12 protein-coding genes are annotated in these 13493 nt (G+C 62.4%); all 12 read right to left on the bottom strand.

Features of this window, described 5'->3' with window-relative positions:
* Window positions 1-9: 9 nt before the first annotated feature.
* Window positions 10-1041, bottom strand: coding sequence for an amino acid ABC transporter substrate-binding protein (locus NKJ00_RS00620; protein ID WP_352610015.1), 1032 nt, complete (start codon window positions 1039-1041; stop codon window positions 10-12).
* A gap of 433 nt (window positions 1042-1474) precedes the next feature.
* Window positions 1475-2494, bottom strand: coding sequence for an isopenicillin N synthase family dioxygenase (locus tag NKJ00_RS00615; RefSeq protein WP_128302598.1), 1020 nt, complete (start codon window positions 2492-2494; stop codon window positions 1475-1477).
* Between the two features lie 2 nt (window positions 2495-2496).
* A complete protein-coding gene (locus NKJ00_RS00610; protein ID WP_352610013.1) occupies window positions 2497-2835 on the bottom strand; it encodes a hypothetical protein in 339 nt (112 codons plus the stop codon).
* On the bottom strand, window positions 2832-3623 hold the full coding sequence (locus NKJ00_RS00605) for an ABC transporter ATP-binding protein (protein WP_023809075.1): 792 nt from the start codon (window positions 3621-3623) through the stop codon (window positions 2832-2834). Before NKJ00_RS00605 ends, NKJ00_RS00610 begins: the two co-directional genes overlap by 4 nt.
* Window positions 3617-4555 carry an ABC transporter permease gene (locus NKJ00_RS00600; RefSeq protein WP_352628353.1) on the bottom strand — a complete coding sequence of 313 codons (939 nt, stop codon included), beginning with the start codon at window positions 4553-4555 and terminating at the stop codon, window positions 3617-3619. Before NKJ00_RS00600 ends, NKJ00_RS00605 begins: the two co-directional genes overlap by 7 nt.
* Entirely contained in the window at window positions 4467-5663 is a 1197-nt protein-coding gene (locus NKJ00_RS00595) for an ABC transporter substrate-binding protein (RefSeq protein WP_352628351.1), read from the bottom strand. Before NKJ00_RS00595 ends, NKJ00_RS00600 begins: the two co-directional genes overlap by 89 nt.
* 60 nt (window positions 5664-5723) lie before the next feature.
* Complete coding sequence (locus NKJ00_RS00590; protein ID WP_023809078.1) at window positions 5724-7049, bottom strand: O-acetylhomoserine aminocarboxypropyltransferase/cysteine synthase family protein; 1326 nt, start codon at window positions 7047-7049, stop codon at window positions 5724-5726.
* Between the two features lie 29 nt (window positions 7050-7078).
* Window positions 7079-8131, bottom strand: a complete 1053-nt coding sequence (locus NKJ00_RS00585) for an isopenicillin N synthase family dioxygenase (RefSeq protein ID WP_127292874.1) — start codon at window positions 8129-8131, stop codon at window positions 7079-7081.
* Window positions 8132-8306: 175 nt separating this feature from the next.
* Window positions 8307-9944 (bottom strand): dipeptide ABC transporter ATP-binding protein, encoded by a 1638-nt coding sequence (locus tag NKJ00_RS00580; protein WP_352628349.1) that lies wholly within the window; start codon window positions 9942-9944, stop codon window positions 8307-8309.
* Entirely contained in the window at window positions 9941-10783 is an 843-nt protein-coding gene (locus NKJ00_RS00575) for an ABC transporter permease (RefSeq protein WP_352628347.1), read from the bottom strand. The genes NKJ00_RS00580 and NKJ00_RS00575 overlap by 4 nt, the downstream gene beginning before the upstream one ends.
* 4 nt (window positions 10784-10787) lie before the next feature.
* A complete protein-coding gene (locus NKJ00_RS00570; RefSeq protein WP_352628345.1) occupies window positions 10788-11765 on the bottom strand; it encodes an ABC transporter permease in 978 nt (325 codons plus the stop codon).
* 18 nt (window positions 11766-11783) lie between these two features.
* A complete protein-coding gene (locus tag NKJ00_RS00565; protein ID WP_128302603.1) occupies window positions 11784-13361 on the bottom strand; it encodes an ABC transporter substrate-binding protein in 1578 nt (525 codons plus the stop codon).
* Window positions 13362-13493 lie beyond the last annotated feature (132 nt).

Here is a 13493-nt window from a genome sequence, read left to right as displayed (position 1 = left end):
TGAAGGGTCTCAGCGGAACGGCGGTGAGTACAGCAGACCACCGTTGGTCCACAGGCTGTTGTAGCCGCGCTCCCAACCGAGCGGTTTCAGGTTCCGGTCATAGATTTCGCCGTAATTGCCGACAGTCTTGACGATATTATAGGCCCATTTCGGATCGAGGCCGATCGCCTGGGCGAGCGACGGGTCGACGCCGAGAAAGCGCTGGATGGCCGGATCCGGCGATTTCAGGAACTCGTCGACATTCTTGCTGGTGATGCCCCATTCCTCGGCCTGGATGGTTGCGTTGACCGTCCAGTTGACGATTTCGAGCCAGCGGTCGTCGCCACCGGCGATTGCCGGTGCGAGCGGCTCCTTCGACAGCCGCTCGGGCAGGATAATGTAGTCATCGGGCTTCTTCAGCTGGGTGCGCTTGCCAACGAGATCGGACGAGTCCTGCGTGATGGCGTCGACGCGCCCTGTCTCCAGTGCGTTGATGAATTCGCCGGTATCCTCGATCGTCACCGGTGTGAACTTCTTGCCGGTCTTGCGGAAGAAATCGGCGATGTTCAACTCGCCGGTCGTACCGCTCTGAACGCCGATCGTGGCACCGTCCAGGTCGGCAGCCTTGGTGACGCCGAGGTCCTTGCGCACAAGGATGCCCTGGCCGTCGTAGAAAACCGTCGGACCGAAATGGAAGCCGAGCTGGAAGGCACGCGTGATCGTTACCGTCACGCCCGACAGCAGAATGTCGAACTCACCGGCCTGGAGCGCCGGCAGGCGCTGCTGCGGCGAAGAGTTGGTGAACTCCACCTTGTCCGGGTCGCCAAAGACAGTGATCGCCAGGGCGCGTCCATAGTCGGCGAAGAAGCCTTGCCAGCGACCGTTGCTGTCCGGCGAGAAGAAACCGGGTGTCGTGCCGACACCGACCTTGATGGAGCCACGCTCCTTGATCTTGTCGAGCGTCGGGCCCGCATAGGTCGCGGTCGAAAACAATCCCGCCACCACCAGCGTCGTCGCCAGTGCCGTCCTCCAACCGGCGCCAAGCCGCATTGCAATCGTCATGTCAGTCAACTCCTGAGGTTCATTGTTGTCAGCCGATCGCGGAACGTCCCCCGCTCTGTTCGACTGCCCCGAAGTTAACTCTATAATTTTTGTAGACTAAGGAACGGCAATCCAATTTTCTGCCTGTCCGGAAAGCAGATTGCTTCGAAAATGCCCATTGGCGGCGAATGCGAACCTGCACCGTTCCCGAATGTGTTCCCTCGCGAAAGACACGTTCCAGCGCGGCTGAAGAAGAATATCCCGGGACAAAAAAATGGCCGGGCTCGAATACGGCCCGGCCAAAAGAAGGTTAAACCTTCAGAGGGGAACACCGTTCAGCGGAATGGGAGGAAACCGCCGAACGATTTTACCTGTTTGAGCCTATTTTGGTTACTTGGCGACGAATGGAATTCCAAAAATATACAAATGAGCAAAAATTCGTGCTCAGCAGCCGTTACGAGCCCGCGGTTCCGGTCTGGAGGAGATCAGCGTAGTGGCGGCGTGCCACGTCGGGATGTGAACGCAGCCGGCTTTTGAGCACGTTGGTTCCGACATCGCGGAACAACGGGTTGTCGGGATCGCTTGCCGGTCCGCGCGCCTGCGCCGCCAGTTCCTCGGAAAGGCCGAGAAGCGGGATGGTCGCATCGAGCCGCGCGCTGAAGAAGAACGGGACGGAAATCCGCTCGACGCCGGCAGGCGGCGTCACGACGCGGTGCACGGTGGCCCGCAGATAGCCATTCGATGCCAGTTCGAGCAGTTCGCCGATGTTGACGACCAGCGTTCCCGCCAGCGGATCCACATTCACCCAGCTTCCGTCATATTCGACCTGCAGCCCCTTGTTGTCGTCCTGCAGCAGCAGGGTCAGGAAACCGCCATCCTTGTGCGCGCCGACGCCCTGGTCGCCTTCGGTCGCGTCACGGCCGGGATAACGGACGATCTTCATGCGATGGTTGGGCGAGTCCCGGTAGATCGCGTCGAAGGCATCCTCCGGCTGGTCAAGCGACAGCGCGAAGGCCTTCAGCAGCCGAATCGCCACCGCGGTCGCCTTGGCCTGCCATGCAAGCAGTGCCGGCTTGAGCTCCGGCAATGCAGACGGCCACTGGTTCGGTCCCTGCAACCTTGTCCATGGTGCAATTCCAGGTCCCTGCGCTATGGGCTGGCGCTCGACGCCTAAATCGAGTTGCTCACGCCAATCGGCCGCGCCCCTGGTCAGTTCGCCACCGGCGCGGGTGTAGCCGCGGAACTGCTGGGATTTGACCATTTCGATCGCCAGCTTGTCGGCCTCCGGCAGCGCGAAGAACCGGCGCGAGGCATCGAGCACGTCGTCGATCTCCGAGGCGGAAATTCCGTGGCCGCTGAGGTAGAAGAAGCCAACGTCTCGCGCCGCCGTGCGCAGGTCCAGGAGAAAGGTACGATATTCGGAGGCACCTTGTTCGAGACGGCTCAGATCGAGCACCGGCACAATTCTGGGCATGGTCAGGTTCCTTCTTTTTTCTGCTTTGGATTTTGCATGGAGCTCCCCCACAGAAGCGCGAAGCTGGAAATGATCGCTCCGGCCCACAACAGTTCGGGCGAATAGCGCCGGATGCCGAGGAAATGCCAAGTCTTGCACAACGACATGGCAAGCGAGCAGCGGTCAGACGTCTGCAGCAGACATGGCAGGGTGCGCTCGATTGGAAATCCGGTGTTCGACATGACCTGTGCGTAGACGATCGCCCACCAGACGAGAGCAATGAGCGTCAGGACAATTCCCGCCGCTTCCAGCCAGCGCGGCGAAAACAGTTTTCTGACCGATGCCGACGTATTTTCGGTCATGCCGAGAACCCGAGAATCTCGAGGATGTGCTGGCGTTGGGCTACGATGCGCGGATCGTCACGCCGCCGGGGGTAGGGCAGATCGACCGCGACCTCGGCCTTGATGCGTGCCGGGCGCTCGGTCAGCACGATGACGCGCCCGGACAACAGCAGCGCCTCTTCGACATCGTGGGTGACCAGAATGACCGTGTATTCGGCCTGCCGCCAGAGCGCCAAAAGCTCCTCCTGCATGGTCAGCCGGGTGAGTGAGTCCAGCCGGCCCAGCGGCTCATCGAGCAACAGCAGGCGCGGGTCGTTGATCAGGGCACGCGCCAGCGCGGCGCGTTGCGCCATGCCGCCGGACAGCTGGTGCGGAAAGGCGGAGGCGAAAGCCTCGAGCTTGACCAGGCGAAGCGCACCATCGATCCGCTTCTGACTGCCAGGCAGGACGCCGCGCGCTTCCGGCCCGATGGCGACATTGTCGCGAACGGTCCGCCACGGAAACAGCGTCGGGTCCTGAAACACCAGGACGCGCGACGGATCCGGTCTGGCGACGATTGTCCCGTTTGCCAGCACCTCACCGCTGCTTGGCCGTTCCAGCCCTGCCGCCAGCCGCAGCAGGGTCGACTTGCCGCAGCCGGACGGACCGAGCAGCGCCACGAACTCGCCTGGCGCCACGGCCAGGTCGATCTGGCGCAGCACCGGCAAGGGTTGCCCATCCAGATCGTACTGATGCGAGACGCCGTGAAAGTCGACGGAAAGACCGGCAGAGTTATCGACCGCGACGCGAGTGGTGCCGAAGGCTACCATTGTACGACACCCTTCTGCCAAACGAGCAGCCGGTCGCGCGCGACGAACAGCAGCTTGACCAGACCCGAGCAGAGCAATGCCATGACGATCAGCATCGCGTAGACGTTGGCGTAGGCCGAATAGGCCGTCTGGAACTGCAGATACCAGCCCAGACCGTATTTCGCGCCGAGCATTTCGGCGACCACCAGCACGGCAAAGGAATAATACAGCCCCATGAACAGGCCGACGAAGACATGCGGCAGAGCGGCCGGTATCGCCACGCGAAGAACCAGATAGCGGCTGCTGGCGCCAAGCGTACGCGCCACGTCGTAGAAGGAGCGGTTGACCGAGTTGACGCCCGACGCGGTCAGGATCGCGACCGGTATGCCGGATGCAAGCGCGACCAGGAACAGGCTCGCCTGGAACGTCGTCGGGAACAGGAAGAAGGTTGCCGGGATCCAGGCGCTCGCCGGCACGGGGCCGATCAGCTTCAGCACCGGCATGCCCCAATAGGCGAAGTTTTTGGACCAGCCTAGCGCCACGCCGCCGATGAAGCCGACAATGATGCCGCTGAAGAAGCCGATGGTCCACAGCCGCGCGGTGTAAGCGATGCAGATGAGGATGCGTTGCCAGTCGACGATATAGACATGCAGGAGGCCGTGCGGCGGCGTGAAGAATGGTTTCGGCATCCAGCCGAGCTTGGCGGTGATCAACTCCCAGACCGCGAACCAAAGGCCCAGCACAATCAGCCATGGACCGTAGTGCATCAGCCCGCGGCCAAATCCGCCAAGCTTTTCGACGCTGAATGCAAGACCGGCCAGGATCATCGCTCCGGCGACCAGCAGGGCGACGAAGACATCGCGGCTACCCCACGGAACGACATCGGGGAAGGCAATCGTGACAATGGCAGCGAGCAGCCAAGCCGAGGCGGCATAGAGCCCGTGCTTCCACACCGGCCCGGCAGAAGCGGAAGAAACACTCTTTTCGCCTGCGTCCTCGTCGATCGCTGCGCTCATCACCGCAACCGTCAGGCCGAATGTCGACCGTCACCCGCTGCGCGAGTTCCGCCGGGTCGGTGGTGGGATCGAGCACCTTGATCAGCGACAGATCAGCGGCCGCATGCTTCACCTGATCCTGCAGATCCTTGCCGACCGGATGGTTGTGCAACACCCATGACGCAATCTCGTCGCGGATATCTTCAAAGGGGAAGCCCGGGTTGAGATTGTCGACGAACCACTTTGCCACCTCATCTGGATGCGCCGCGGCATATTCGTGGATCTCGATGTCGGCCTCGGCCAACCGCCGGATGGCATCCTTGTTGGCATCCAGGAAAGCCGAATTGACGCCAAGCACACAGCAGACTGCACCTTCGAACGAGCCCGTTTGCGTGTTGGCGACTTCCACAAGGTCGAACTTCTTCTTGTGGGAATAGGCCCACGGATCGAGATGCGCCAGCGCATCGGCCTGACCCTTGCCAACCGTTTCGCCGACCAGATCGAACGGCACGTTGAGCCAGTTCACATCATTTTCGGGATCGAGGCCTGCCTTGGCCAGCGCAACCTGGAAGGAGTGCTTTGGCGGGCTGGCGACGTCGTAGGAGACGATGGTCTTGCCCTTCAGACCTTCGAGCGTGGTGACGCCGGAGGCCTTGGACGCCAGCAGCCTTGTACAGCCGCCATGTGAGCCGACGAACAGCTTGACGTCCAGCCCCTGCTCCAGCGGCTTGATCCAGTCATAGAGCAAGCCGGCGCCGGCATCCGTCTTGTTGGTGGCGATCGACTGGATCAGCGTCTGGCCGCTGGCACCTTGATAGTAGAGTTCGATGTCGAGATCATGCCTGGCATAGATGCCCTTCGAAAGGGCGAAGGCGATCGGCGAATGGCAGGCCGCGAACTCGGTCCATGACAACCGCACCTTGGTCGCATTGCCGGCTATGGCGTAGCTGGTCGGCCTGGCGAGCAGGGCCACAGCCGCGGCGCCAACACCGAGTGTGCCGGCGGCGCGCAACACGCCGCGCCGCGAGATCTTCGATGTTGCCCCGATTTTCCTGCTGGAAGTCATTGTACCCTCCTGTGACCGGATCGATGTGGAGCCGACGATTTGTTCGCCAGCAGAAATGCCTCAGGCGGCCTTCAATTCGCGATCGCCGACGGCCTGATCGAGCGCCTGTTCAAGATCGCGAATGATGTCGTCAGGATGCTCGATGCCGACGGAAAGCCTGACATAACCGGGCGTCACGCCGGTCGCGAGCTGCTCTTCCGGCGAAAGCTGCGAGTGGGTCGTGGTCGATGGATGGATAGCCAGCGAGCGCGCATCGCCGATGTTGGCGACGTGATAGAGCAGCTTCAACCCGTTGATGAAGGAACGTCCAGCCTCGCGGCCATCCTTGAGTTCGAACCCGACCAGCGCGCCGTAGCTGCCCTGACGGAAATAGGCGTCGGCCCGGCGCTTGCTCTCGCCGCTTTGGTAGCGTGGGAAGATGACGTTGCTTACCTTTGGATGACCGCGCAGAAACTCCGCCACCTTGATGGCGTTCTCATTGTGTTGACGGAGGCGCAAGGGCAGCGTCTCCAGGCCCTGCAGCAGCTGGAAGGCATTGAACGGGCTGATCGCGGCACCGACGTCGCGCAGAAGCACGGTGCGGATGCGCAGTACATACGCCACCGGTCCAAGCGCTTTGGCCGCCTCGACCCAAACCTTGCCGTGATAGCTTGGATCGGGCTGGTTCAGCGTCGGGAAGCGTTCGGCATGGTCTTCCCATGGGAAGTTGCCGCCATCGATGACGATGCCGCCGATCGAGGTTCCGTGGCCGCCAATGTATTTCGTCGCCGAATAGACCACGACAGCCGCGCCATGGTCGAACGGCCTGATGCTCAGCGGTGCCGCGGTGTTGTCGACGATCAACGGCACGCCGAGCGACCGGCCGATGTCAGCGACTTCCTTGATCGGGAAGACTTGCAGCTTCGGATTGGGCAGCGATTCCGCATAGTAGGCGCGTGTCCGCGCATCGGTGGCACGGCGGAAATTCTCAGGGTCGGACGGATCGACGAACCGTACTTCCACCCCCAGGTGCTTCAGGGTCGCGGCAAAAAGGGCCCAGGTGCCGCCATAGAGATCGGTGGCGGAGACGATGTTGTCGCCGGCGCCGGCAAGGTTCAGCACCGAATAGGCTGAAGCCGCCTGGCCGGAGGACACAAGAAGGGCAGCAGCACCCCCTTCCAGCGCCGCGATGCGGGTCTCCAGCGCATCCTGCGTCGGGTTCGAGACGCGCGTGTAGATATGGCCGATCTCATCGAGGGCGAACAGCCGGTCGGCATGGCCGGTGTCCTGGAACTGGTAAGACGTGGTCTGGTAAATAGGTACGGCAACGGCGCCGGTGGCGGGATCGGCGCGCCAGGAGCCGCCGTGAAGGGCAAGGGTCTCGGGAGAAAGATTTTCCAGGGTCATTTATCGTTCCTTCCTGATGGTTGTGGCGGTCAAGCGACCGGGACAGCTTCGGCGCGTGCCTGGACGGCCAGCAGATCGGCGTGATGGCGCCGCGCGACGTCGGGATGCGAACGCAACCGGCTCTTCAGCGCGTTTTGCCCGGAATTGCGGTAGAGCGGATTCTGCGGATCGCGGGTGACCCCGTTCGCCTGCGCCTTCAGGTGCGGCGCCAAATCCAGGAGCGGAATCTCGGCATCGAACGGAGCGCCGAGGAAGAAGGCGACCGACAGCCGGTCGGTGCCGGCTGGCGGCGTTACGACCCGGTGCACGGTGGCCTTCAGGTAGCCATCGGTCGCCATTTCCAGCAGTTCGCCGATGTTGACGACAAAGGTGCCGGCGCGCGGCTCGGCGTCAATCCAATCGCCATCGGCGCTTTCGACCTGCAGCCCCTTCTGCCTTTCCTGCAGCAGGAGCGTCAGGAAGCCGCTGTCCTTGTGCGCACCGACGCCTTGCTCGCTTTCGGTCGCGTCACGGCCGGGATAGCGGATGATCTTGATGAGGTGGTTCGGCGTGCCGGCATAGATGGCTTCGAAAGCACCCTCATCCTGCTCCAGGACAATGGCAAAGGCTTTCAGCAGGCGCGTCGAAAGATCGGTGAGGCGATCCTGCCACTCCAGCAGAAGCGGCTTCAGCTCGGGCAAGGCGGTCGGCCATTGGTTTGGTCCCTGCAGGCGCGTCCAGGCCGGCAACGAGGCATTGCGCGGCAGCGCCGGTGCCTCCGAGCCGATGTCGACCTGCTCGCGCCAGTCCCTCTGGCCTTTCGTCAGTTCCTGTCCAATCCGGTTGTAGCCGCGGAAATGCGGCGAGTTGACCATCTCTATCTGGAGCTTGTCCTTGTCCGGCAAGGCAAAGAAACGTCGTGACGCGCCAAGCACATCGTCAATCAGCGATTGTGCGATGCCATGTCCGGTCAGGTAAAAAAAGCCAACATCGCGTGCAGCGCGCCGCAGTCCCTCGATGAATTCTTTGCGAGATGCCGGATCGGCTTCATAGCGGGAAAAATCCAGCACCGGAATCGTTTGTTTACCAGCAGAACTGCTCATTTCGACCTCTTGTTTGGTGATCGAAGCGTCGCACCGCAGGCGATGGAAACAAAGAAAACGCCATCCCTTTCGGTGGCAGGTGGGGAAATTCCAGTATCGCTCGGGCAAGACGGACAGCGCGTTTTTGTTAATTCTACAAGATTGGTAGATTTGCCCTGCGACCGGTATCACGCCTCTATTCCGCGGCGGCCCGGTCGATCTGGCTGCGGCTCCGCTCCCAGGACAGGCCTGGGACCGCCGCCAGCAGCGCACGCGCATAGTCGGATCCGGGACGTGTCAAAACCTGTTCGGCGGGACCGTCCTCGACGATCTTGCCGCTCTGCATGACGACGATGCGGTCGGCGATCGCCGAGGCGACACGAAGATCGTGCGTGATGAACAGCATCGACAGGCCAAGATCGCGTTTGATTTCCGCCAGAAGGTCGAGAATCTGCGCCTGTATCGAGACATCCAGGGCCGAGACCGGTTCGTCGGCGACGAGCAGGTCGGGCTCAAGCATGAGTGCTCGCGCCAAGCCAATACGCTGCCTTTGGCCGCCTGAAAAGGCATGCGGGAAACGATCGGCCGCACCGGGGTCAAGTCCGACGCGGACAAGGAGGCGGGACATGCTCTCCTCCGCCCTCTCGCGTGAAAGGCCGTTGACTATGGCGGCTTCGGTAAGGATGCGGCGGACGCGATGGCGCGGATTGAGGGAGGCGAACGGATCCTGAAACACCATCTGGATACGCGGACGTAAAGTGCGCTCCCGTGTCGTGCCGGCGAGATCGCCACCGTCGAAGCTCAGGCTGCCTTCATCCCAGTCGGCCAGTCCGACGACGCATTGGCCGAGCGTCGTCTTGCCCGAACCGGATTCACCGACGAGGGCGACCGTCTCGCCGCGCCCAATCGTCAAATTGACACCGTCCAGCGCCCTGGTGGCGGAAGCCTGCCGCCGCCAAGGCGCGCGGCGATCACGATAGGTCTTGGTCAGCCCGCGGACAACGAGAAACGGATCCCCTGCGTCCCGTCTTTGAATTGCACTGGTATGAAGAACCGGAACGGCTTCGATCAGGCGGCGTGTGTAGGGCTGCGATGGCGCTTCGAGGACGTCGTCTGCTCTGCCGCTCTCAATCACCCGGCCCTCCTTCATCACCATGACGCGATCAGCGATATCGGCGACCACGCCGATATCATGGGTGATGAACAGAACGGCGAGGCCGAGCCTTTCGCGGATTTCAAGGATCAGCCGCAGGATTTCCGCTTGCGTCGTGACGTCGAGCGCGGTGGTGGGTTCATCGGCGATCAGCAGGTCCGGATCGTTGGCGATCGCCATGGCGATCATCACCCGTTGCCGCTGTCCGCCCGAGAGTTGGTGCGGGTAGCGGTGAATGATCGTCTCGGGATCCGGAAGCCTGGTTGCCCGCGCCAGTTCCAGCACGCGAGCGGTGCGCGCCTTGCGGTCGCCGCCATCATGCGCGGCGAGCGCTTCCTCGATCTGGCGGCCGATGGTCAGCACCGGATTGAGCGCGCTCATCGGTTCCTGGAAGATGAAGCCAATGCGCTTGCCGCGCAGCAGGCGGAACGAAGCCTCGCTGATCCCGGCAATGTCGCGGCCATCGAAACGGATCGCACCGGCGGCGATCCGGAGCTGCTTGGCAGGCAACAGGCCGGCAATGGCCGCGGCCAATACCGATTTGCCAGATCCGGATTCGCCGACCAGGCAGAGCACTTCGCCACGATCGATACGCAACGACACGTCTTCGACGGCCAATGCTCGATCGGCGTGCTCCGGCAAGGCGATGGAGAGACCCGCGATCTCGACCAGAGCCGTCATGCGCGCCCACCGCGATTGCTGTTGCGAGGGTTGAGCCAATGGTTCAGGCAGTCGCCGACGAGGTTCAGGGAAAGGACGGTGAGGAAGATCGCTAGGCCCGGAATGGTCGACAGCCACCAGTTGACGCGAAAGGCGGTCCTGCCGGTGCCGAGCAGATAGCCCCAGGAGACGAACTCGCGATTGCCCAGACCAAGGAAGCTGATGCCCGATTCGATCAGGATGACGGTCGCCGTCATCAACGAAGCGGCAACGATCACCGGCGACAGCACGTTGGGAAGGATGTGCCCCCAGATGATCCGGGCAGTCGACAGCCCGCCAACCCGTGCCGCCCGCACGAAGTCCTGGTTGACGAGGCTCAGCACCTCGGCCCGGACCAGCCGGGCGATCTGCGGCCAGCTGACGATTGCGATGGCCAGGATGATCGAAGCCAGCGAAGGCGCGACGATCGCAACGATGACGACCGTCAGCAGGAAGCTCGGGATGGTCTGGAAGAACTCGGTGAACCGCATGGCGACGTCGTCGACCCAGCCGCCGAAATAGCCGGCGACAGCACCTATCGCCGTGCCGAAGGCGACGGCGAGCAGCGTCACCGCCAGAGCGATCAGCAGCGTGACCTGCGCCCCGTGGGCGATGCCGGCCGCAAGATCACGGCCGAGCATGTCGGTGCCGAACAGATGCCCCGGGCTGAAGGGCGGCAGGTTCGGACGGGCGACCATGCGCCAGGGGTCGCCCGGAAAGAGAACGCCGGCGAAGACCGCCATCAGCAGGATCGCAATCAGGATCAGCGCGCCGGCAACGGCGCCCGGATGCCTGAGGAACGAGCTTCGCAGAAGGGCCATGGCCTCAAGCCCCCAGTTCGATGCGCGGATCGGCGGCAACGTAGAGAAAATCCGCGACCAGATTGATGACGACGACGATTGCCGAGGTGATGAAGAAGATCGCCAGCAGGAGGTTGTAGTCGCGCTGCATGAGGGCATCGAAGGCGAGACGCCCGACGCCCGGCCAGGCGAACACCGTCTCGATCAGGATCGACCCGCCGATCAGTTGTCCGGCCTGCAAGGAGGCGAAGGTGATGATCGGCAGCAGCGCGTTCCTCAGCACATGCTGGCGCCAGATCAATCCCGGTTTCAGGCCCTTGGCCCTGGCGGTACGGACAAAATCGCGATCGAGCACGTCGAGCACCGAGGCGCGCGTCACTCGCATGTAGATGGCCATGTAGAACAGGCCGAGCGTCAGAGCCGGAAGAATGAGATGAACGGCGACATCCCCGACAAGCGAGAGATCCGACCCGCCCTCGCCTACCGTCTGCATGCCGTAGGACGGCAGCCAGTTCAGCCAGACCGAAAACAGCAGGATCGCCATCAGGCCGGTCCAGAACAGCGGCATGGCAAAGAACATCACCGAAATGCCGGTCAGCACGGTGTCGAGCAGACTGCCGGCGTGCCGGGCGGCGATAGACCCGAGCGCAATGCCGGTCCCCAACGCAAAGCCAAAGGCGGTCAATGTCAGAAGCAGTGTGGCCGGCAGCCTTTCCGCGATGATATCGATAACAGGACGCTGGTCGCGGTAGGATTGGCCGAAGTCGAGACGCGCCAGCGACTTGGTGTAGATCCACAATTGCTCGGGCACGGAGCGATCAAGCCCGAGATCGTGGCGCAGTTCCGCGACAAAGGCCGGGTCGGCCGCGCCCTGATCCCCGGCCAGGACGGATGCCGCATCTCCCGGTGCGAGGCGCAGCAGCACGAAGTTGAGCACGATAACCCCAAACAGGATGAGAACCGCGCGGGCGGCCCGTCCCGTCAGGAAGCCAAGACGATCCATCCTACCCAGCCCCGCCAGCTATTTCGCCAGCCAGACATCGGCGAAGTTTTCATCTGTGCCGAGACCGGTCGCGATCAGATTGTGAACCTTGGTTCGGTAGAGCGTCGGAAAGACGATGTCGTGCGTCCAGATGAGCGGCACGTCGGCGGAGATGATCTTCTGGGCTTGCGAATAGAGCGCCTTGCGCTTGTCGAAGTCGTTCTCATGGGCGGCGTCGGCCAGCAGTCTGTCGACCTCGGGGTTGGAATAGCCATGCACATTGCCGCCGGTCGTGCCCGCATTGTCGCCTTCGAGCGTGGTGTAGGCATAGCTGATGCCGATTGCCGGGTCGGGGGTGGTGTAGACAAAGTTTTCGGCAAGATCATAGTCGAAGGTGGTCAGCCGCTTGAACCAGCCCGGCACGTCGGTCGCCACGATGTTGACCTTGATGCCGACAGACGTCAGCGCCTCCCGGATATATTCCGCCTCGCGCTGCCACAGCTCGCCATAGGGCAGCGGAACGAACTGCAGTTCGAAGCGCACGCCGTTGGCGTCGGGCTTCAGGCCGGCCTCGTCGAGGATGGCGTTCGCCTTGGCCAGGTCGAATTCATATTTCGTTTCGACCGAAGTGTCCTTGAACCGCGACAGACGCGACAGCGGGCCGTTGGTCTCGTGGCCGAATCCACCAAAGATCGTGTCGATGATGAACTGGCGGTCGATCGCATGCGCGATCGCCCGGCGCACCCGCGCATCGTCGAGCGGCTTGTGGCGGTTGTTGAGGTGGATGTAGCCGACCGGTTGAAGAAATTCCCAGCCTGCCTCGGTCAGTTGCACGCCATCGAGCCCGGCCAACCGCGTAATGTCGAAGTTCTCGACGTCGCCTGCGCGCAGCACATCCACCTGACCGGTTTCGAAAGCGATGGCGCGGCTGTTGGCGTCAGGGATGACGTGGAAGAAGATGTCGTTCAGATGGGGCTTGCCGGCATCCCAATAGTCAGGGTTGCGGACAAGGTGGATGAAGGACCCCTTCTTCCACTCGGCGAATTTGAACGGCCCGGTGCCAATGAACTTGCTGTTTGCCTCGGCGGTGCGAAAGTCGCTCACCCCTTCATAGAGATGGGCCGGCAGCACGGCGGTGTTGTGGACGTAGATGAAGGCTGGGTACGGCGCCTTGAGCGTGAACACCACGGTGTGGTCGTCCGGCGTGGCGATGTCCTTCACCTCCGCCAGGTTGAGTCGCGAGCGGGCCTGAAGTGCCGGCAGAAACTTCTGGAAGCTGAACACCACGTCCTTGGCCGTGAACGGCTGGCCGTCATGCCATTTTACATCGCGGCGCAGGTTGAAGGTGTAGACGAGGCCGTCATCCGAAATCGACCAGCTTTGCGCCAGGCGCGGCAGCGGCTTCAGATCGGCCGAATAGGTCAACAGGCTCTCGTAGATCTTGTTGCCGACATAGGTCGTCGGCCCGAGACGGTTGACGCCGATATTGACCGTCGGCGGCTCGGGCTGGACGATCAGGTTGAGCGTCCCGCCCGCCTCCTCTGCCGCAAGTCCGGTCAGCGTCAGAAGCGTGGCTGCCAGAGACAGCATGATGGTTCGCAACAGGCGGGAGATCATCGTGAATTCACCTTGTCGAATGATTTATCGCGGAGCCTGAGATGTCGCTCCGCGGGAGTGTGGCTCCGCCGGATGGCGCAGCTGACCTGCCTCTTGCGAGTTGCGGCGTACTTCGTGCACTAAGATTATAGA

It is taken from the genome of Mesorhizobium sp. M0227, assembly GCF_040321855.1.
GTDB lineage: Bacteria > Pseudomonadota > Alphaproteobacteria > Rhizobiales > Rhizobiaceae > Mesorhizobium.
This window is presented reverse-complemented; position numbering and strand designations above follow the sequence as displayed.

What these genes read in the sequence shown, in the direction of transcription:
- NKJ00_RS00580 (WP_352628349.1), bottom strand. Translation starts at nt 9,944, where the DNA reads ATGACGGCTCTGGTCGAGATCGCGGGTCTCTCCATCGCCTTGCCGGAG.
- NKJ00_RS00605 (WP_023809075.1), bottom strand. Translation starts at nt 3,623, where the DNA reads ATGGTAGCCTTCGGCACCACTCGCGTCGCGGTCGATAACTCTGCCGGT.
- NKJ00_RS00590 (WP_023809078.1), bottom strand. Translation starts at nt 7,049, where the DNA reads ATGACCCTGGAAAATCTTTCTCCCGAGACCCTTGCCCTTCACGGCGGC.
- NKJ00_RS00575 (WP_352628347.1), bottom strand. Translation starts at nt 10,783, where the DNA reads ATGGCCCTTCTGCGAAGCTCGTTCCTCAGGCATCCGGGCGCCGTTGCC.
- NKJ00_RS00595 (WP_352628351.1), bottom strand. Translation starts at nt 5,663, where the DNA reads ATGACTTCCAGCAGGAAAATCGGGGCAACATCGAAGATCTCGCGGCGC.
- NKJ00_RS00620 (WP_352610015.1), bottom strand. Translation starts at nt 1,041, where the DNA reads ATGACGATTGCAATGCGGCTTGGCGCCGGTTGGAGGACGGCACTGGCG.
- NKJ00_RS00570 (WP_352628345.1), bottom strand. Translation starts at nt 11,765, where the DNA reads ATGGATCGTCTTGGCTTCCTGACGGGACGGGCCGCCCGCGCGGTTCTC.
- NKJ00_RS00615 (WP_128302598.1), bottom strand. Translation starts at nt 2,494, where the DNA reads ATGCCCAGAATTGTGCCGGTGCTCGATCTGAGCCGTCTCGAACAAGGT.
- NKJ00_RS00565 (WP_128302603.1), bottom strand. Translation starts at nt 13,361, where the DNA reads ATGATCTCCCGCCTGTTGCGAACCATCATGCTGTCTCTGGCAGCCACG.
- NKJ00_RS00585 (WP_127292874.1), bottom strand. Translation starts at nt 8,131, where the DNA reads ATGAGCAGTTCTGCTGGTAAACAAACGATTCCGGTGCTGGATTTTTCC.
- NKJ00_RS00610 (WP_352610013.1), bottom strand. Translation starts at nt 2,835, where the DNA reads ATGACCGAAAATACGTCGGCATCGGTCAGAAAACTGTTTTCGCCGCGC.